Below are 20,326 nucleotides of genomic sequence, written 5' to 3' on the forward strand. Positions count from 1 at the left end.
TCTAAGGTGTTGGGGGTTATGTCACTGTGATCCACATGGATTGGTAAGGGGCAAGAGATAGCCCCGTATCAAGCTGTACAGTCTTTTCTGATATCAGATCCACACCTGCCCGTTGCCACTGTTCGGGCAGGTCTTTTCGGGGAATGGTGACAGCCTGGTCTGTGATGTTGTGAATGCAGAACAGGCCTTGGGTTTTGCCGGCTTCAGCCGCTCTGCGTTGGAATGCCACAATTTTTCGGTTTATGTTAAAGGTGATCTGCCCGGCATCCGGGTGAAAGGCCGGTTGCTGTTTCCGTTTGTCCACAAGGGCGCAAAGGGCAAAGAATACCTGGTGGTGGTGGTCGTCGGGGTTGACCAGCTTTGCACACAGATCCGGGTAGTTCCAGATATGACGGTTGACGGCCCGGTTGGACTGCAGATTTTCCCTGCGTTCATAATCATTTTCCGTGCCCAGCAGGCTGTGGATATAAATGGCCGGGATGCCCTTGAGACCCAGCATGATGGTGTGGGCACAGATAAACCGTTCGATTTGGTAATGATTCTCCCGGCAATGAACCGTTCCTTTCATGGCATCCCACAGGCTGATATTAATCTCGTAAGGATTGTCCTTGTGGTCATTGAGCGCCCGGGTAGAAATTTTGCCTCCAAATGCCTTCATCAGATCAATGAGTTGTGTCTTCTCCTGGCGGGAAAAATAGTCTTCCACCGGCCGCAACCCAATGCCGTCGTGGGAGGCGATAAAGTTCAGGCAGGTTGTATTTTCCATGGTGTCGGGCATGGTTTTCAGCCAGTCTGTAATTCCTTTGCTGTTGCCTGTGACCATGGTGTTGAGCAAAAATGGGGGCAACGGAAAATTGTAAATCACCTGGGCTTCGTCGCCTATGCCGAAATAGGATAGATTTTCCCGGGCCGGCACATTGGTTTCCGTGATAATGATGGCCCTGGGGTTGTGGGCCTGGATTAGGATGCGCATGAGTTTAATAATTTTATGGGTCTGGCCCAGGTGCAGACATGTGGTGCAAACTTCTTTCCACAGAAACGCTACGGCGTCTAGCCGGAATATCTGTACCCCATTATCCAGGTAATGGCGGATAATGGATAAAAATTCCATGAGGACGTCCGGGTTTTTAAAATTCAGGTCCACCTGGTCATGTCCGAAGGTGCACCAGACGTGCCGGGGGCCGTCCGGTGTGGCCACTTCCCGCAGCAGAGGCGTTGTCCGGGGCCGTATCACCTGGGACAGATCACTTTGCGGGTCCACAGTCACATAATAATCCTTTCCCGGGTGGACACCTTTTTTGAAATTTTCAAACCACCAGCTCCGGGATGAGGTATGATTGACCACAAGATCAGACATAAGCCTGCAGCGTTCGGAAATCTTGCGTATGTCTTCCCAATCCCCCAGGCTCGGGTTCACCGTGTAATAATCCATCACCGCAAACCCGTCATCCGAGGAATAGGGAAAAAAAGGCAGGATATGGACAATGGAGAACCGGTTATTGGTAAATTTTTTCAGAAATCGGTCAAGGGTTCTTAGGGGCCGGTTCTCTTCTTCCACAAGGGAATTGCCGTAGGTGAGCAGAGCAATGTCCTTTTCGGACCACAGATGGGTGGCTGAAGCACAGCTATCATCCAGGGATTCATGAATGGGTTCAAAAAGGGAAATGGCCTTTTGGGTCAGTTTGTCTGTATCCTGTCCGGGATAAATGATTTCAAGGTGGGTCCTGACCTTGTCAAGCAGACAGGCCGGTGCCTTAAGGGTGGTATTGTTCATAGTCTTTTTCAACCGCGTCTTTTAATTCATCCATAATGTCGGTAAAAGCGGATTTAATCCGGTTCCAGGCCGGGATAAACGGCGTTATGTTAGGCTCTTCAAGGAAATTATTCCCGGCGGCCAGGATATTTTCAGCAAACAGTTCCACGGCCTTTTCTTCCTTGTGGCGGTCCAGGTTCAGCCCGTTCATTAATGCATCATTGTGGTAGATCTCCACAAAATCCAGGGCCTGGCGGTAATAGGTGGCCTTAATGGTCCGGAAGGTTTCAGAGGTAAAAACCTCACCTTCTGTGGCCAGTTTTTTAAAGATAGCCTTGGCAATGTCAATGCTCATTTTGGAAAGACCTACATCCACATCGTTAAGACTTAATGGTTGGTGCTTGTGATCATAGGTGTCGGCAATGTCCACCTGGCAGATTCGGTTAAGACTGTAATTTCGTTTCATCTCGTACAAAATACCCACCTCAAGCCCCCAGTCCGTTGGCATGCGTAGATCTTCAAGCACATCGGTGTCCATGGAAAATTCTCCGGCCAGGGGATACCTGAAACTTTCCAGATAATCCAGGGACTCGGATGATGAACAGATTTTTTTCAAAGCGGATAACAAAGGCGATACCAAAAGCCGGCTCACCCGGCCATTGACCTTGGACTCGGCAAAGCGCGCATAATAGCCCTTGCAGAATTTATAGGTAAAGTCGGGATGGGCCACAGGATAGATCAGCCGGGCCAGAAGGGACCGCTCATAGGTTAAAATGTCGCAGTCGTGCAATGCCACGGCATCCACCATGCCTGACGCCAGCACATATCCGAAACAATACCAGACGTTTCTGCCCTTGCCAGGTTCCGTGGGTGAAAGCTCCATTGTTGCCAGTTTTTTATCAATGGCCCGCAACCGTGGCCCGTCGTTCCAGAGGATACGGTGGTGCTGGGGCAGGCGGGAAAAAAATTTTAACGCATGCCGATACTGATCTTCCGTGGCCCGGTCCAGACCGATAACAATTTGATCCAGATAGGTGACCTTGGCAAGTTCATCCACAATATGGGCCAGGGCAGGCCCCTCAAGCTCGGAAAAAAGAGAGGGCAGCACCAGGCCCAGGGGCCGTTTTTTTGAGAATTCATTGAGCTGGGATTCCAGTTCTTCTGCCGGTTGCCGGGAGAGGTTGTGTAATATGGTGATAATACCGTTTTGATGAAAATCGCCCATGTTTTAATGCCTCCTTGATGTTTTGAAAATGATGTCCATGGCCTCTTGCCACCCTTCGGGGCCCCTGGCCGTGGTGCGGATAATGGTTTGTGGCCGGTTTAAGGTAATTTGATCACAACGGGCTGAACAAATCACCACCGCAATGTTCATCATATCCAGCATGGCCTGGTCATTGGGGCTGTCCCCAAGGCCAATGGTGAAAGGGGTGCTGCCCGTACTTGTGGTATACAGATCCAGCAGGCAGGCCACGCCGTCCTTTTTATCAAAGGGCCGCGATATGGAAATAAACCGCCCCCCCTGGACCCAGCCAAGGTCGGCATCTGCAAGATGCCCGGCAAACGCCTCCCACTGTTCGGGGGTGTCCTGCCAGAGAACGGGCTCGGTACTCAGGCGCTGTCCGGCCTGTATGGCCTGGTCTTCAGTCAGCCCTGTTACCTGTGAAAGCCGGGCGGGGTCCATATCGGCAAAGCCTTCAAAGGAAAAACCATGTGTCTGTCGCAAACGGTTTAATATGTCTAAAATAGCTTTCCTGTCGCCCCCAAGACGTTTGACCAGAAATCCGGATTGGGCTTGAAATAAAGGATCTTTGCGGGCAAGGCCGGGGAATGTCTGTACCGGCACAGCCACCACAGAGCCGTTTTCCGCAATAAAAGGGTGACAATTGCCAAGGGTGCTTCGAATTTTAAGTATTTCAACCAGGGTTTTGCTGGAATTGAGGATGACGGGGATCTTTTTTTGGGCAAGCATGGCCATTGCCGGCATTGCCGGTTCAAAACCATAGGTGTCGTGGTCCAGAAGTGTGCCGTCAAGATCTGTGAATATAAGTATTTCGTTGCTATGTGGCATTTTAATCATTGGGTCATTATAGAGGGCAAATAGCAAAAACGGAAGTTAAGGATAAATTAATTTGGCGGATTCTGGAATACGCCGACCAGGCGGTTTGATCTGGTCAATGTCCATTGTAATGATGACCTGTCGCAATTGTGCGACCTATAGTTTTTGTTTTACTGCCGCTGGAAGGATAAGCAAAATATAACCAATTGAAAATATAAGGTATAAAAAATGGTCCGGATCTTGCTATTATTTGCTGGTGCAGCAATCTTTCAACCCTTTATGTTTAAGGAGCGTTTATGAAAGTCGCAATCAGTGCATACGGCCAGAATCTGGATGCTGAGATAAATCCAAGGTTTGGCAGGTGTGATTTCCTTTTGATCGTTGATACAGATACCATGGCTTATGAGAGCTTTGCCAATGAAAGCATGAACCTGGGCGGAGGCGCCGGTATCCAGACCGCCTCCTTTGTGATCTCCAAAGGTGTCCAGGCCGTTTTAACCGGCAGTTGCGGTCCCAATGCCATGGAGGTTTTTAACTCCGCCGGTGTGGATGTGTATCCGGGGCAGGCAGGCACCGCGGCCCAGGCCGTGACCCGGCTGAAAAATAATGAATTGACAAATGTTACCCAGGCCACTGCTGAAGAAAAGTCAGGCATGAATTCGGGAACTGCCCCCCAAAGACCCATGGCAGACCCAAATTCCCGGACCCCCGGCATGGGTTCAGGCCGAGGCATGGGCGGCGGTGGCCGAGGCATGGGTGGCGGCGGAGGCCGAGGTATGGGCGGCGGAGGCGGCCGAGGCATGGGCGGCGGAGGCGGCGGTGGCATGGGCGGACGGCGTTAGGATTTCAGATCAGTTAGTGTCCGTCCAGAAATAAGAATTTTTGTTCAAGTTCAAGGTAAATGAGAATTTTAACCACAGGATATACAACATATTCCGAGGTTTAAAATTTTCATCCAACCAAGGTTCGAAGAAGAGTTCTGCTCACAATTGGGCAAAAAGGTTATTTCTGGATGGGCACCAGTTAATTTTTGATGGATAACAGGAGGTGTGTATGACAAAAGTAGGGATTATCCGGTGCGAAAAAAATGAAACCAGATGTCCTTTGACCAATTGTTTTAAAACAATGATCGAAACCACCCAGGGGTTTGCCGGTTATGATGCCTGCATGCCGGCAGGCGTTTTTACCTGTCGGTGTCCCGGGGACAATGTGGCGGACCTGGCAAAAATTCTTAAGTCAAAAGGGGCCCAGGCTATCCATTTGTGCACCTGTACATTTGCGTCCAAAACCCAAGATGGCTGGGATAAAACCAACGGCGGATTCTGTCCGGACATTGAAAAGATCGCGGCCAATATCTCCCAGGCCTCGGGCCTGCCCTGCACCCTGGGAACAGCCCATCTGCCCAAGGATTATACCCCGGTCACCTTTGAGTAAAAAAGAAACACTACATAAAAATGTCCGGAACTTTAATCCCGGACATTTTTATTTCTGAACAGACTCTAAATGAAAATGAGTTGATTAATAAAGATGCTGCGCGTTTTCATACAAAATAAATACACCATCCTTTTATGCATTGTACTCCTCAATGTCATTGCCGCCCCGTTTTTTTCACAGTCTGCTCATCCTGAATTGTTTTTTAACATAACGTTCTCATTGATTATGCTAACGGCCGGGCTTTCCGTGGCAGGTGATAAGAAATTATCCCAGGCAGCTTCCATCGCCTTGATGCTACCTTGTTTGTTTTTTGTCTGGCTGGCATATTTTTACACTCTTGAAGAACATATGCTCATGGCCTCTGCCTTTCTCCAGGCCATGTTCCTATTCTACATATCCCTGCTTATTATTCTGTTTATTTTTCGATCACCCGTCGTGATCCGGGACGTGGTCTCGGCAGCCTTGGTGGTTTATCTATTTTCGGCCATGCTCTTTGCCAAATTATATCTGATGCTGGAACTTGCATATCCGGGGTCGTTTTCCATTTCCCACGAAACCATCCGCGACAATCCGGGGCTTTTAAAGTATTTTTCCATGGTAACCTTGTCCACATTGGGATATGGAGATTTGTCCCCCGTTAACGATAAATCCCAGACCCTGGCGAGCATGGAGGCCATATTCGGCCAGATTTACCTGGCTGTCCTCATTGCCCGATTGGTGGGTATGCAGGGCGCATCTGCCAAGACGTTTTCAAAAAAATAGATCTGCACATACAGATAGTTTGGTTTTTAAATTGGATTTTTGACTTTTAGGGTCAGGATGCATATATTAACGAGCTAATTTGGTGCAAAGGAGATTTAATTTTAAATGCAGATAAGGGTAGGTACAGGAACCGATGTCCATGAATTGGTGGCCGGGCCCAGGCTGATTATTGGCGGGGTAGAGATCGACCATCCCATGGGCCTGAAAGGACATTCAGACGCAGATGTGTTGCTTCATGCCGTTTGTGACGCCCTTTTAGGTGCTGCGGGCTTGGGAGACATCGGGGAACATTTTCCGGATACGGATTCGGCATATAAAGGGATGGACTCTACCCGGTTTTTGCATATATGCAAAGAAAAAATTAAGGATAAAGGATTTATGGTCGCCAATTTGGACTGCACCATTTTTGCCCAGGCCCCGAAGATGAGTCCCCATAAAAAGGCCATGACCGCCTGTATTGCCCGGGTTCTTGAATTGTCTTCGGACTGTGTGAACATTAAGGCCACCACCACCGAACATTTGGGATTTATCGGTAGAAAACAGGGCATTGCAGCCCAGGCCACGGTGCTGCTGTATAGAAATGAAAGTTAAGATACAGGATAGAAAGCAATGAGTTTAAGGATTTATAATACCCTGAGCGGGAAGAAAGAAGAATTTGTTCCAATTACAGCCAATAAGGTCGGTATGTACGTGTGTGGTCCCACCGTATATGACACCAGCCATATTGGCCATGCCAGATCCGTGGTGGTGTTTGACATGGTGTACCGGTGGCTGATGCAGCTTGGGTATGAGGTGACCTATGTGCGCAATTTTACGGACGTGGACGATAAGATTATCAAAAAATCCAATGAGACCGGCGACTCCTGCACTGCCATCACCACAAAATATATCGATGAATTTCACAATGAAATGGACGCGCTCAATGTGCTTCGACCAACTATCGCGCCTAAAGCCACCGAGCACATTGATCATATTATCCGTTTTGTCCAGCGTCTGATCGATTCGGGTAAGGCCTACCATGTGGAAGGTGGGGACGTCTATTTTTCCATTTCATCTTTCAGTGAATATGGAAAACTGTCCCACCGTAACCCCGATGATATGCAGGCGGGTGCCCGGATTGCCGTGGACGAGAAAAAGAGAAGTCCCATGGATTTCACCTTGTGGAAACCGGCCAAACCTGGAGAACCCTCCTGGGACAGCCCCTGGGGAAAGGGCCGGCCCGGCTGGCACATTGAATGTTCGGCCATGAGTTACGAATACCTTGGTGAAAGTATTGATATCCATGGCGGGGGCAAGGATCTGATTTTTCCCCATCATGAGAACGAGATTGCCCAGAGTGAGGCTTCCTTTGGCGTGCCCTTTGTCAAATACTGGATACACAATGGATTTGTGGACATTAATAATGAGAAGATGTCCAAGTCTCTGGGAAACTTTACCATGATCAAGGCGGTGCTGGCCGATTACAGTCCCGAAGTAATTCGCATGTTCCTGTTGTCCAAGCATTACCGATCCCCCATTGATTACAGCGAAAACAGTATGCGTGAGGTGTCCGTAGGCCTTGACCGTATTTATGCTTTCCTGGAACGTCTGGACAAGGCCGGTATTACCCCGGAAACTGCCGGGGGGTGGCATGGTCCTTTGTGGGGGGATATTGTTGAGGCGTTGAACGATGATTTCAATTCAGCAAAAGCCATGGCCGAAGTATTTGATGCGGTTAAGAAGGGTAATAAACTGCTGGATAAGGCCAATGACGCACCCGGGGAAAATAACAGAAAAATACTGGCCGGTATTTATGCGGATATCAGGTTCGCTTCAAAAATACTGGGTGTTTTTATGATGTCCGCTCCTGACTATTTTGCAGCCAAAAAGGATAGGGCCATGGCCGACCAGGATGTGGACCCTGCCATGATTGATGCGCTTGTTGCCGAGCGGACTGCTGCCCGGAAGTCTAAAGATTTTGCCCGGGCCGATGAGGTCCGGGACCAGCTCCAGGCAATGAAAATTGTGCTGGAGGATGGGCCCCAGGGCACAACCTGGCGCATTGAATAAGAAACCGCAAGACTGTCGTCCGGCGTCAAAACCATAATAAAAAAAGCCCGGCATGGAAGATCAGGTTTTCTCCATGCCGGGCTTTTCTATTAAGAGATTTGTTCGGTTATTTTCTTGCCATCTTTGCCCAGGTATCCCTAAGCGTGACAGTGCGATTGAAAACCGGTTTTTCCGGTGTGCTCTCTTTTGAGTCCAAGCAGAAGTAGCCCAGCCGTTCAAACTGATAAACCGCCTCAGGTTCCGCCTTTTCAAGGTTTCTTTCCAATTTGGCGTGTTCCAGAATTTCAAGGGAATCCGGATTGATGTTTTCCACAAAATCCTGGCCGTCTTTTTCCGGGTTTTCATCCTTGAAAAGCCTGTCATAAAGCCGGACCTGTGCATCTATGCAGTCCTGGGCATTTACCCAGTGGATGGTACCCTTGACCTTTCTGCCGTCCGGGGCAGTGCCGCCGCGGGTTTCCGGGTCATAGGTGCAGATCAGTTCAATCACTTCCCCGGCCTCATTTTTAATGATCTCTTTGCAGGTGATCAGGTAGGCGGCCCGCAGGCGCACTTCCCGGCCCGGTCCCAGGCGGAAGAATTTTTTTGGGGGATCTTCCATGAAATCATCCTGTTCAACATAGAGATGCTTGGAGAAACTGACCCCTCGTTTGCCGGCTTCCGGTTTCTGGGGATGATTCATGGCCTCCAGGATTTCGGTCTGTCCCTCTGGATAATTTTCCAGGGTGACTTTCAAAGGCCGGGTAACCCCCATGACCCGGGGAGAATTTTCGTTGAGGTCGTCCCTGAGGCAGGATTCAAGCAGGCCCATGTCAATGCGGCTCTCTTTTTTGGATACCCCGATCGCATCACAGAAATTACGAATGGCAGCCGGGGTATATCCCCTGCGACGTAGGCCTTCCAGGGTGGGAAGTCTGGGGTCGTCCCATCCGGTGACCAGGCCTTCGCTGACCAGGCGCTGCAGTTTTCTTTTGCTTAGCACCGTATAGTTGATATTCATTCGGGCAAATTCGATCTGTTGGGGATGGCAGGGTATGGTTATGTTATCCAGAATCCAGTCGTACAGCGGCCGGTGATCCTCAAATTCAAGACTGCACAGGGAGTGGGTGATTCCTTCCAGGGCATCGGAGATGCAGTGGGTGAAGTCGTACATGGGGTAAATGCACCACTTGTCCCCGGTGCGGGGGTGGGGTGCTTTTTTGACCCTGTAGATGACCGGATCCCTCATGTTGATGTTGGGGGAGGTCATGTCGATCTTGGCCCGCAGGGTGTGCGTGCCTTCATCAAATTCGCCGGCCTTCATCCGCCGGAACAGATCCAGGTTTTCCTCCACACTTCTGTCTCTGTGCGGAGAGTCTTTGCCTGGCTCGGTGAGGGTCCCGCGGAGTTCTTTCATTTCATCGGCGGACAGACTGCATACATAGGCTTTGCCATTTTTGATCAGTTCAACGGCAAAATCATGAAGGGCATCAAAATAGTCTGATGCATGGAAAGGCGTATTGTAGTCAAACCCCAGCCATTTGACGGTTGACTTGATGGAATCAATGTAAATCTGTTTTTCCTTGGCCGGGTTGGAGTCATCAAACCGCAGGTTGCACGTCCCGTTAAATTGCTGGGCCATTTTAAAATTCAGGCAGATGGATTTGGCGTGGCCGATGTGCAGAAATCCGTTGGGTTCCGGCGGAAAGCGCGTGACCACGCGACCATTGTTTTTATTTTCGGCAAGATCTTCTTTGATAATGTTTTCAATAAAATGCCCTTTGGCGGTTTGTGTATCCATTTATTCTTCTTTCCAGATGGGTTGCATAAAATTTTAAGTAGTGTCTAGACAAAAACCCTGTGTTTAGACTACAAGTTGCCCAGGTGCAAGGCGCAGAAAAATTTGTAACCGGAGCAACCTCATGGTTGTGAGGATGATCACTTTTGCTGCAACGCCGCAGATGGGTGACTTTTAGTCTAAACACTAAATATCATATTCATATTAAGGATTAAAGGGTTTCATGTATTGGTTGGTTTTCAACAGAACCAGGGTGCAGGCTTCCTGGACCTTGATTCCGGCGGATTTGAGTTTTTCATAGGCCTGGGGGTTTTCCGTGCCGGGGTTGAAGATCACCCGTTGGGGTTTGAGGTCCAGAATCTGGTCGATCACTTTGTCCTGGCGGGCCGGGCCCAGATACATGGTCACCGTGTCAATGGCTTGGGGGATATCGGAAAGCGAATGATAAACGGTTTTGCCTTCAATGGTTTCATGTTTGGGTGCTACGGGTACGGGGCTGTGGCCGTACTCTTCCAGCATGGTCTGGGCCTTGTTGGAATATCTGTCCTTCAACGGACTTGCACCGACCACGGCAACGGTTTCTTTTTTTTCTTCCATGGGGTTTGTATCTCCTGTATGTTATTTTGTTCAAATATTAATTAATAAGTATCTATCCAGACCAAAGGAAAGTACAGGAAAAATATATGGGACTGTTCAATCTGGTGTCTCCCTATGGCCCGGCCGGGGATCAGCCAAAGGCCATTGACTATCTGGTCCGGGGGGTAAAGGCGGATGAAAAATACCAGGTGCTTTTGGGGGTGACCGGGTCGGGCAAGACCTTTACCATGGCCAGCATCATCAGCCAGGTGGAAAAGCCAAGCCTGATCATTGCGCCTAACAAGACCCTGGCAGCCCAGCTTTACAATGAGTTTAAGATGCTGTTCCCTGATAATTGCGTGGAGTATTTTGTCTCCTATTATGATTATTATCAGCCAGAAGCCTATATCCCGTCCTCGGATACCTATATCCAGAAAGATTCTTCCATCAATGAACTGATCGATAAAATGCGGCACTCGGCCACCCGGAGCGTGCTGGCCCGAAAGGATGTGATCGTGGTGGCATCGGTCTCCTGCATTTACGGTCTGGGTGCGCCCGAGGAGTACCTGGATCTGCGGGTGACCCTGGACAGGGATATGGAAATTTCACGGGAGGATGTGATCCGTAAATTTGTGGATATCCAGTACACCCGCAATGATGTGGATTTCCACCGGGGCACCTTCCGGGTCCGGGGTGACCGGCTGGAGATATTCCCGGCCTACGAGGAAAACAAGGCCGTGCGAATTGATTTTTTCGGTGATACTATTGAAGAGATCAGTGAGATTGATGCCCTGAAAGGTACGGTGATCAAACAATTTGACCAGATGGCCATCTATCCTGCCTCCCATTACGTCACCAATAAAAAGACCCGGAAACAGGCAGTGGAACGTATTGTGATAGAACTTAAGGAACGTCTGGCTTTTTTGAATGACCAGAATATGCTGGTGGAGGCCCAGCGCCTGGAAGAACGCACCCGGTACGATCTTGAGATGCTGGAGGAGATCGGGTATTGCAATGGTATTGAAAACTATTCCCGACACCTGACCGGTCGTGCACCGGGCCAGCCACCGCCCACGCTTCTGGATTATATTGATCAGGATTTCCTGCTCTTTTTTGATGAAAGCCATATTTCGGTTAGCCAGCTTGGGGCCATGTACAAGGCGGACCGGTCGAGAAAGGAGACCCTTGTCAAGCACGGGTTCCGTTTGCCCTCTGCCGTGGATAACCGGCCGTTGAAATTTGAGGAGTTCAAGGGCCTGGTGCCCCGGACCATTTTTGTGTCTGCTACCCCTGGGGATTATGAACTGGAAAAGGCAGGGGTCCGGGTGGCAGAGCAGATTGTCAGGCCCACGGGCTTGCTTGACCCCCCGGTGGAGATCCGGGATGCCAGAATGCAGGTTGATGACCTGTACCAGGAGATCCTCAAACGGGTGGAGGCCCAGGAACGGGTGTTGGTGACCACACTGACCAAACGCATGTCAGAGGACCTTACCGATTACTATTCGGACCTGGGTATCAAAGTAAAATATTTGCATTCGGACATCGGCACGGTGGAGCGTATTGATATTATTCAGGACCTGAGGCGAGGCCTGTTTGATGTGCTCATTGGCATTAATCTATTACGCGAAGGCCTGGATATCCCGGAAGTTACCCTGGTGGCCATTCTTGATGCGGACAAGGAAGGTTTTTTGCGTTCCTTTCGCTCGTTTATTCAGATTTTTGGCCGGGCAGCCCGTAATGCCAATGGTCGGGTCATCATGTATGCGGAAAAAGAGACCGGCTCCATGAAGCACGCCCTGTCTGAAACCCGCCGCCGCCGCAAGATCCAGGAGGCTTATAACCAGGCCCACGGCATTACTCCTGCCACCATCAGCAAAAAGATAAGCGCTTTTGATTACACCATGGCCGACATGAATGCCAATTCGGTTGAAGCGGCCGTAAACGAGGAACTCAAAGCCTACGATGCGGATGAGTTAAATCTGGACGATGTGATCAGAGACCTTGAGGCAAAAATGAATGAAGCGGCAGAAACCCTGGAATTCGAGCAGGCTGCACAATATCGGGACAAGATCCGGGAATTGAAAAAGATCAAAACAGCCCAGCCATGATCAGTGACAAAATAGTCATGGCTTTGAAATCAATTTTATATGAAAGTCTATGTAAGTGACAAAGATCTTTCAGCTTTCGTTGTGGGCTGGGCCTGGGTGGCGATAGAGCAAGTCAGCCCGTGGCTGTTATAGGGAATTATTCCGGTATGAATTGGAACCTGATGAAATAGATCAAATCAGAAAGGGTGTGTCCCACCTTTTACATAGGATGATTATTTGATTTGACAAAGCAGGCTCAAAATTAAGCCCAAATCGAATTTTATGAAAATTTGATCGTTTTTTTACTCTTGAGGGTAGGAATAGCAACCATTTTTCATGAAAATACGTTCTTTTTGAAGGCATTCTGGGTATTTTAAAATTGATCTGTTTTTTGCAAAAATGTAAAAGGTGGGACACACCCATCAGAAAAGCCCTAAATGGAAATCTTGCATTGGGGGCCAAACGATTTCAGGATGAAATCAGCATAATGGTAGTCAGGCGTACTTTTCCGGGTAAATCTGGCAGACCGAAGACAAAAAATTGATAAAAATAGATGGCCCCTATTTTGTAAAAACTTGACATACAAGCTGATTCCTGAGATATATTAAGTCATGAAAAACAATACCTTATTCCTTGGCATAGAATTTTAGCATATTTTTACTAAACACCCAAAAGAAGGTAGAATCATGAAAAAAGGTTTTATTTTTGTGTTTGTTGTAGCTTTTACTCTAACTGCGGCCGGTTGTGCTGTTGGGAACCGTCTTGCTGTTTCTAAGAGTTCAGCTGTTACTGGCAGTCCAGCTGTTGCTGACGATTCAGTAATGCTTCAAGCAAATGAGAAAAAGGCCTGGGAAAAGGCGACGAAAACTTTTCCTGTGGAACATCAGCTAAATGTTCAGCAATTCAAAGCGCTTTACGATAAGGTTATGGCTGGACAGGAAGATGCCTATTTGGTTGATCTCCGGACGCATCCTGAATTTTATGCCGCTCACATTGTCGGGACGGACCATATCCATGCCGGTCATATGTACACGTTTCCCAAAAAAATAAAAAATAAAGACGCCAAAATCGTGTTGTGGTGCAGGACACACAAACGAGGCGCTTACGTAGGGGAGCGCCTCGCACAATATGGTTACACCAATGTCTGGTGGTATAAAGACGGCATCGTAGGTTGGATCGAAGCAGGATATCCCCTTTGTAATCAGTTTATGGGATTGTTTAAAGTCACCGACTACCATAAGTCCTTCACGGAAATAGATAACGAGACTAAAAAGCCTTTGTATCAAATTCGAGAATTTCACCCCTATTAATGAAAAATATCTTTTATCAAGGAAAAAGCATTTTTGCTTTTTCCTTGATAAATTGCAATTTTTTTGGATTGATCTCCCTCTAAATATTTTTTAAAACATATGACCTTTACGAACCACGCAGTCCGCATAAGCCGCCTTACTTCCAATGACGAAAAACAATCTTCCCATAAAATAGGGTAGAGTAGAGCACTGATTCAGCCGATGTCTTCAGCTCTTTTTATATTCAGAATTCGAGGGACACGATACAAAAATATTGACAGTACAAGTATAATTTGCAATAAGTCCCGGTATGGTAAGATTATCAATTCTACATTGATCTAATGACTGAATGATGCAGACATTTCAATGTAAAAATTTGGAGTTACTGTCTGATGCCCAATCATACCCACCTGATTGCAGTTCCTTCAACTTCGGACGGACTTGCCTCCGACATAGGTGAAGCCCATAGAAGATATGCAAGGATGGTAAATTTCAGGGAAGACTGGCAGGGGCATTTCTGGCAGGGACAGTTTGCTTCTTTTATTATGGATGAGCATCACCTGGTTGCCGCTGCCAGGTATATCGAACAAAACCCTATTTCGAGCAGGATTGGTTAAAAAAGCGGAAGAATATCCGTGGAGTTTGCCGGGCACATCTAAACCTTGTTAAGGACCCTCTTATTAACGTAAATCCCTTATTGGCGTATGTCGATCAGTGGGATGATTTTATAAATCTTAAGGTTGAACCGAATGAAAGGGATGCACTACCAAAGCATGAGAGAACCGGCGTCCCCTTGGCGACAATCGTTTTATCAGTCAGCTTGAAGCAAAAACCGGTCGGGTACTAAAAAAACTAACCCAAAAGGGCCAAGAAAATAACGATAGTTTTATGTCGCGTCCTCCGAATTACCATCCCCGAAGTACCAAGCTTGTTTTTTATAAATAAACTCCAACTGGAATAAATATGAAATTAATAGTACGTAACCTTGATCGGCTAACCACAGAAGATGAACTAAAAGTTCGATTCCAAGAATTCGGTGCCGTCCAATATTGCAATGTGGTATTCGACCTTGAAAGTGGTAAGTCTAAAGGTTTTGCTTTCATTGAAATGCCAAAGCCAGGTGAAGCAAAAGCGGCAATGAAAAATCTGAATAACAAAATTATTGGCAGTAATAAAATCCGGGTTAAAAAGGCTGAAGGTAACGGTGGTCGTACTCCAAATCCGTGGCTGGCTCCCTGAAAATGGTTCTCTGAGGGAATCGGAATTTGGGACAAACCACTATTTTCTAATCGTAAGTAGGTGGATGAAAATAAAGCCCTATTCTCCTCTCAGAGTTTTTTCGATTTCAAACAAGCCATTAAACTGGGAAATATTTTTATCTTGGTACTTATCTTCTTTTAAATCAGTGCAAATTGGGCTACCGTTTTAAGCTGGTAAATCCTTTAAAATATTGATTTTATGAATCATAATTCATAGATAATAATTATTTTTCATGCCATTATATTCCCGACAAGTAAAAATGGAATTCATAAAGATGGCTCATTCTAATCAAAATTCACAGCACTATTTTTCACGGTTTTCCAGCATTAGAGGAAGGAAGCTGTTTAGCTGGATATTCAAGATGCAAAAATGGGAAATTTTGTTCTACTCATTGACAGCAAGTTACAATATGAAGGGGAATCGTATCCATCCAGGCGTCATCGGGTTCGTAATAACTTGCCGGGGACGCGAAATTTTAGCCCATTAATCCGAAAAACGGGAAAACTTGAAAAGTTTATTGACAAGAAGCTGTCAGAAACAGCGGCTACCGACATAATGCGGGACAGTTTGAACCGGTTGATCCGAGTTTTCCAGCACGTAAGTCTATAAAAATAGGACATCCCACAAGATCCTTCTTCTGCGGGGTGTCCCGGTTTAAAACGGTGGCCATGAACGTAGACTCTTTATGGCAAGAACAACGGCTTGGATTAACGCTTGACCCCTCCCCGTATTGTAATTACAATGTATATATAAAAACTCAATATAGGGTACCAAATATGAAAGCATCACTAATTAAAATTGGCAATTCACAAGGCATCCGAATTCCAAAACCGATAATCGCCCAATGCGGATTTGAAGGAGAAGTGGAATTTTTAGTCCAAAACAATCAACTTATTGTCAGGGCCATAAAATCCTCTCGACATAATTGGGATTCTGCCTTCAAAAAAATGGCTAAAAATGGCGATGACCAACTATTAGATTCAGAAAATATTTCCGCAACTGAATGGGATGAGAGTGAGTGGGAATGGAAATAAAACGGTTTCAAGTTTATTTGATAAATTTTGATCCAACCATCGGTCATGAAATCAAAAAGACTCGGCCCTGTTTAATCGTTTCTCCAAATGAAATGAATCTAAATATAAGCACAGTAATTGTTGCCCCGATGACAACTAAAGGACGAAATTACCCAACAAGGGTCATGTCTTCTTTTCAAGACAAGAAAGGCCAAGTCGTCCTTGATCAAATTCGAACAATTGATAAAAGAAGGCTTATTAAAAAACTCGGTTCAATCGACAGCAAATCTCAAAATAAAGTCTTAGATATTCTGCAAGAAATGTTTGCCAAGTAAACTCTACTTCGCTCGGTGACCCTTTGAACTCCTACAATTCCAATAAGTGAAATGCTGACGGATAAAGCTCATATTTCAATGGTTTACGGCGGATCCGCCGCCGTGAAGCGCGGTACTGACTTCGTTCAGTACCTTGTCCAGTCGCCTCTGGCGCCTGAACAAGGTACTGGACCGGTCACTGCCACCGACCAATTAAACTATCGTTTGCTTGATCGGTGCACAGCGCCGGTCAGCACCGCGATTGGCTGAAAAACATAGCGTATACCCTTCCTATTTTAATGAACCTTGAATAATAAAAGAAAATATGGATATCTTTAAAAGATTAATTCGGTTCCTTCGCCCCTATTGGATGCTCGCACTGGCAGCTCCGCTGTTAATGATCATAGAAGTGATTACAGAGCTTATGCTGCCCAAAATTATGCAGCATATCATTGATACAGGAGTTGCAAATTCTGATCTTTCTGTTGTTATCCGCTCAGGAATTTTAATGTCATCACTGACCTTTATCGGAATGATAGGTGGTATAGGCGGCGCTGTTTTTGCAATAAGGGCCGCAATGTTTACGGGTTCGGACATAAGGAGCGCTCTTTTCAAGAAGATACAGGGCCTCTCTTTTGGAAATCTGGACAGACTTGAAACAGGGCAGTTGGTTATTCGCCTTACGAACGACGTTACCCAGGTCCAGGAAGCTATATTTTTTTCTATCCATATCATGATAAGGGGCGGCATGACACTTATAGGCAGTGTGGTCATGGCATTCATTACGAGTCCGAGCCTTGCCATGATATTCTTTTTACTAGGCCCAATAATTGTTATCTTTCTAATCTTTGTGGTCAAACGGACCATAAGGATTTTTACGGGTGTTCAGGAGGGGCTGGATAGACTCAACACAGTCATTGTTGAGAATTTTTCAGGCATGCGGCTGGTCAAGTCTTTTGTCAGAATGGATTATGAAAAAACAAAGTTCGGAAAGATCAATGACTATCTCACTAACCAGAGTATAAAAGCCAATAAAGTCGGAGCGCTGTCACGACCCTTTATGATGCTGGTTGTGAATATGGGTATCGTCTGTGCCATATGGTTCGGTGGTTTAAAGATAAACACGGGCAGTATGATGCTTGGGCAGCTTATTGCATTTGTCAATTACCTGATGCAGGCGCTCATGTCCATTATGATGGTTGGGATGCTTCTCATGCGTATCTCAAGGGCTTCGGCCTCTGCAAAAAGGATAGATGAAGTGTTTGAGAGCAGCCCGGAAATACAGGAAGCACCAAAGCCTGTTATGGCTTTGAACCCTCGCGGCCGTTTGTGTTTTGAGAATGTTTCATTCAGCTATAATTTTGGAAAAACATCCCATACACCGATCCTGAAAAACATCAGTTTTACTGCTGAGCCGGGAGAGACAATAGCTGTTGTGGGTGCCACTGGATCGGGAAAGACCAGCCTGATTAACCTTATTCCCCGTTTTTATGATGTTACTGAAGGGAGGATCACCCTTGACAATGTTGATATCAGGGATTTCCCCATAGAAGCTCTCAGAAAAAACATTGGTATTTCCATGCAGAATGCGCTTCTTTTTTCAGGGACTATCCAGGATAACATAAGATATGGAAGGCCGGATGCAGCCGATGATGATGTGATAACAGCTGCCTGTGCCGCCCAGGCCCATGGTTTTATTACCCTCTTTCCTGCGGGCTATGACAGCCTGGTCGGACAGCGCGGTGTAAACCTTTCAGGTGGTCAGAAACAGAGGATCGCCATTGCAAGAGCTCTGCTCATAGATCCCGCCATACTGATCCTGGATGACAGCACAAGCGCTGTTGACGTAGAAACAGAGGGACATATTCAGGATGCACTGTCCGGACTTAAAAAAAGAAGGACAAGTTTTATAGTCGCCCAGAGGGTAAGTACCATTCTGAATGCTGACAGGATTATTGTGCTTGATAACGGAATGATAGCCGCAGGGGGGAACCATGATACCCTTTTACAAACAAGCCCTATTTACAGAGAGATATATGATTCACAGCTTGGAAAAGGATAGATAGTGCATGAACGTCCCTATATCGGAAGATCAAAAGAAACGGGTACCCTTTGGAGGAGCAGGCGAAAAGGGCGGCAAGATACTTGCCAGCGCTGAAAGGGCAAAGGACAAACGAAGCGTAATGGTTCGTTTATGGGGATATCTCAGTTCACAGGGAAGGAAGCTGTTGCTGGTAGTTTTCCTTGTAGCCGCAGCAACGGGTTTTGAGCTGCTTGGACCATACCTGATGGGTGTGGCTATAGACAAGTATATTGCTACTGGCAATCTCAGAGGCCTTGCATTTATCGTATGCATAATGATTCTGGCGTATATCATGGGTTCAGGAATCACCCTTGTGCAGTCTTTAATAATGGCTGAAGTTTCGCAGGATACTGTCAGGCATCTCAGGAAGGATCTTTTCAGTCATCTGCAAACTCTATCTCTCAGATTCTTTGATCAAAGTTCCCATGGAAACCTTTTAAGCCGGTTTTCAAATGATGTGGAAAATATCAGCAATGTCTTGAATGAAGGGGCCGCACAGTTTATTGCCGGAGTTCTGATGATTGCGAGTGTCACTGTTGTGATGTTCATGATGGATATGAAGATGGCGTTGGTGACAATCTCTGTTATGCCTTTTGTATTTCTGCTCACAAAATGGATAGCTGCAAGGACCAGAAAGGGGTATCGCATGCAGCAGCAGTCATTGGGAATATTAAACGGGGTGATAGAAGAAACAGTGGTTGGACAAAGAGTGGTCAAGGCCTATTGCAAGGAACATGACGTGATTCAGTCCTTTGACAGGCTCAATCTGGATTACAGAGATAGTGCGGTCAAGGCTCAGACATATATGACAGTATTCGGACCTATATTCGGATTCCTGAACAATATGAATTTTGCCATGGTTGCATGCGCAGGCGGTTATTTTGCCCTGAAAGGTAGTTTAACCGTGGGAAGTGTTGCCGTATTTCTTAGTTATTCAAGACAGTTCTTTCGGCCAGTCACCCAGATCTCAGCAATGTACAACAGCATACAGTCAGCTTTAGCAGGTGCGGAGCGCGTATTTGAAGTTATGGGCGAGGAGCCGGAGATAGTTGATATCCCTGATGCTCAGCCATTAACAAATATCAGGGGAGATGTTATTTTTGAACATGTCACATTTGCCTATGAGAAAGGGAATCCTGTATTAAAGGATATCTCTCTACATGCTTCTCCAGGAGAAACCATAGCACTTGTTGGACCCACTGGTGCGGGAAAAACTACGATCATAAATCTGCTTACACGTTTCTATGACATAGAATCAGGAAACATCTATGTTGATGGACAACGTATCGATCAGATTCAAAAGAACAGCCTGAGACGCCAGTTGGGGATCGTGTTACAGGAGACTTTTCTTTTTTCCGATACAGTGATGGAAAACATCAGGTATGGAAAATTAGAGGCAACTGATGAGGAGGTCATTGCCGCTGCTGAACTGTCAGGTGCTAGCAGCTTCATTAATCGTCTTCCTAAGAATTACGAGACACCGCTGGCTGAGAAAGGGAGCAACCTCAGCCATGGGCAGCGTCAGCTCTTATCCATAGCGCGCGCAATATTGGCTGATCCCTCTATTTTGATCCTCGATGAAGCCACAAGCAGTGTGGATACAAGAACAGAGATCAATATCCAGACAGCACTGCTTAAGCTTATGGAAGGGAGGACCAGTTTTGTTATCGCCCATAGGCTAAGTACGATTCGAGGTGCGGACAACGTTATCGTTATAGATAAAGGGGAAATCGTTGAACAGGGCACTCATATTGAACTGCTCGCTAAGAAAGGATTTTATTCCAGACTTTATATGAGCCAGTTCAAAGGTCGCTCAATCAGCGATTTATGATACCTGGTTTCCATCCAGAAATGGCTGTGGTTCGCCAAA

17 protein-coding genes and 1 pseudogene are annotated in these 20,326 nt (G+C 46.8%); 13 read left to right on the forward strand and 5 right to left on the reverse strand.

The window, feature by feature from the left end; all coding sequences use genetic code 11:
- Positions 1-16 precede the first annotated feature (16 nt).
- Genes EYB58_RS09365 through EYB58_RS09375 form a run of 3 tightly spaced genes read right to left on the reverse strand, consistent with a single transcriptional unit; the run spans position 17 to position 3,824 of the window.
- A complete protein-coding gene (locus EYB58_RS09365) occupies positions 17-1,774 on the reverse strand; it encodes a sugar phosphorylase (RefSeq protein ID WP_111956952.1) in 1,758 nt (585 codons plus the stop codon).
- Complete coding sequence (locus EYB58_RS09370) at positions 1,755-2,978, reverse strand: glycosyltransferase family protein (protein ID WP_111956954.1); 1,224 nt, start codon at positions 2,976-2,978, stop codon at positions 1,755-1,757. The genes EYB58_RS09365 and EYB58_RS09370 overlap by 20 nt, the downstream gene beginning before the upstream one ends.
- A gap of 3 nt (positions 2,979-2,981) precedes the next feature.
- Positions 2,982-3,824 (reverse strand): HAD-IIB family hydrolase, encoded by an 843-nt coding sequence (locus tag EYB58_RS09375; protein WP_163354414.1) that lies wholly within the window; start codon positions 3,822-3,824, stop codon positions 2,982-2,984.
- Between the two features lie 284 nt (positions 3,825-4,108).
- Here EYB58_RS09375 and EYB58_RS09380 point away from each other — a divergent pair, with 284 nt between their 5' ends.
- The 5 genes from EYB58_RS09380 to cysS all read left to right on the forward strand — a co-directional run bounded on the left by EYB58_RS09380 (position 4,109) and on the right by cysS (position 8,057).
- Positions 4,109-4,654: a NifB/NifX family molybdenum-iron cluster-binding protein gene (locus EYB58_RS09380; protein WP_111956958.1), complete on the forward strand. Its 546-nt coding sequence runs from the start codon at positions 4,109-4,111 to the stop codon at positions 4,652-4,654.
- A 211-nt stretch (positions 4,655-4,865) separates the two neighbouring features.
- On the forward strand, positions 4,866-5,246 hold the full coding sequence (locus tag EYB58_RS09385) for a CGGC domain-containing protein (protein WP_111956960.1): 381 nt from the start codon (positions 4,866-4,868) through the stop codon (positions 5,244-5,246).
- A gap of 93 nt (positions 5,247-5,339) precedes the next feature.
- Complete coding sequence (locus tag EYB58_RS09390) at positions 5,340-6,008, forward strand: ion channel (RefSeq protein ID WP_111956962.1); 669 nt, start codon at positions 5,340-5,342, stop codon at positions 6,006-6,008.
- A 105-nt stretch (positions 6,009-6,113) separates the two neighbouring features.
- Positions 6,114-6,599, forward strand: a complete 486-nt coding sequence (ispF, locus tag EYB58_RS09395; RefSeq protein WP_111956964.1) for a 2-C-methyl-D-erythritol 2,4-cyclodiphosphate synthase — start codon at positions 6,114-6,116, stop codon at positions 6,597-6,599.
- An 18-nt stretch (positions 6,600-6,617) separates the two neighbouring features.
- Positions 6,618-8,057 (forward strand): cysteine--tRNA ligase, encoded by a 1,440-nt coding sequence (gene cysS / locus EYB58_RS09400; RefSeq protein ID WP_111956966.1) that lies wholly within the window; start codon positions 6,618-6,620, stop codon positions 8,055-8,057.
- A 106-nt stretch (positions 8,058-8,163) separates the two neighbouring features.
- Here the strand turns inward: cysS and EYB58_RS09405 are convergent, their stop codons facing one another.
- Positions 8,164-9,837 carry a glutamine--tRNA ligase/YqeY domain fusion protein gene (locus EYB58_RS09405; RefSeq protein WP_111956968.1) on the reverse strand — a complete coding sequence of 558 codons (1,674 nt, stop codon included), beginning with the start codon at positions 9,835-9,837 and terminating at the stop codon, positions 8,164-8,166.
- 201 nt (positions 9,838-10,038) lie between these two features.
- Positions 10,039-10,431 carry a CoA-binding protein gene (locus EYB58_RS09410; protein WP_111956970.1) on the reverse strand — a complete coding sequence of 131 codons (393 nt, stop codon included), beginning with the start codon at positions 10,429-10,431 and terminating at the stop codon, positions 10,039-10,041.
- 86 nt (positions 10,432-10,517) lie between these two features.
- Here EYB58_RS09410 and uvrB point away from each other — a divergent pair, with 86 nt between their 5' ends.
- The 8 genes and pseudogenes from uvrB to EYB58_RS09455 all read left to right on the forward strand — a co-directional run bounded on the left by uvrB (position 10,518) and on the right by EYB58_RS09455 (position 20,287).
- A complete protein-coding gene (uvrB, locus tag EYB58_RS09415; protein WP_111956972.1) occupies positions 10,518-12,518 on the forward strand; it encodes an excinuclease ABC subunit UvrB in 2,001 nt (666 codons plus the stop codon).
- A gap of 665 nt (positions 12,519-13,183) precedes the next feature.
- Positions 13,184-13,807, forward strand: coding sequence for a rhodanese-like domain-containing protein (locus tag EYB58_RS09425; protein WP_111956974.1), 624 nt, complete (start codon positions 13,184-13,186; stop codon positions 13,805-13,807).
- A gap of 344 nt (positions 13,808-14,151) precedes the next feature.
- A pseudogene (locus EYB58_RS09430) lies at positions 14,152-14,403 on the forward strand (transposase); the annotation flags it as partial.
- Between the two features lie 346 nt (positions 14,404-14,749).
- Entirely contained in the window at positions 14,750-15,025 is a 276-nt protein-coding gene (locus EYB58_RS09435; protein ID WP_111956977.1) for an RNA recognition motif domain-containing protein, read from the forward strand.
- A gap of 797 nt (positions 15,026-15,822) precedes the next feature.
- Entirely contained in the window at positions 15,823-16,080 is a 258-nt protein-coding gene (locus EYB58_RS09440; protein WP_111956979.1) for an AbrB/MazE/SpoVT family DNA-binding domain-containing protein, read from the forward strand.
- On the forward strand, positions 16,071-16,394 hold the full coding sequence (locus EYB58_RS09445; RefSeq protein ID WP_170299788.1) for a type II toxin-antitoxin system PemK/MazF family toxin: 324 nt from the start codon (positions 16,071-16,073) through the stop codon (positions 16,392-16,394). The genes EYB58_RS09440 and EYB58_RS09445 overlap by 10 nt, the downstream gene beginning before the upstream one ends.
- A gap of 304 nt (positions 16,395-16,698) precedes the next feature.
- Positions 16,699-18,435, forward strand: a complete 1,737-nt coding sequence (locus EYB58_RS09450; RefSeq protein ID WP_111956981.1) for an ABC transporter ATP-binding protein — start codon at positions 16,699-16,701, stop codon at positions 18,433-18,435.
- A 7-nt stretch (positions 18,436-18,442) separates the two neighbouring features.
- Positions 18,443-20,287 (forward strand): ABC transporter ATP-binding protein, encoded by a 1,845-nt coding sequence (locus EYB58_RS09455; protein ID WP_111956983.1) that lies wholly within the window; start codon positions 18,443-18,445, stop codon positions 20,285-20,287.
- Positions 20,288-20,326 lie beyond the last annotated feature (39 nt).

Origin of the sequence: Desulfobacter hydrogenophilus (genome assembly GCF_004319545.1) — a bacterium.
In the GTDB taxonomy this organism is placed as follows: Bacteria; Desulfobacterota; Desulfobacteria; order Desulfobacterales; family Desulfobacteraceae; genus Desulfobacter; species Desulfobacter hydrogenophilus.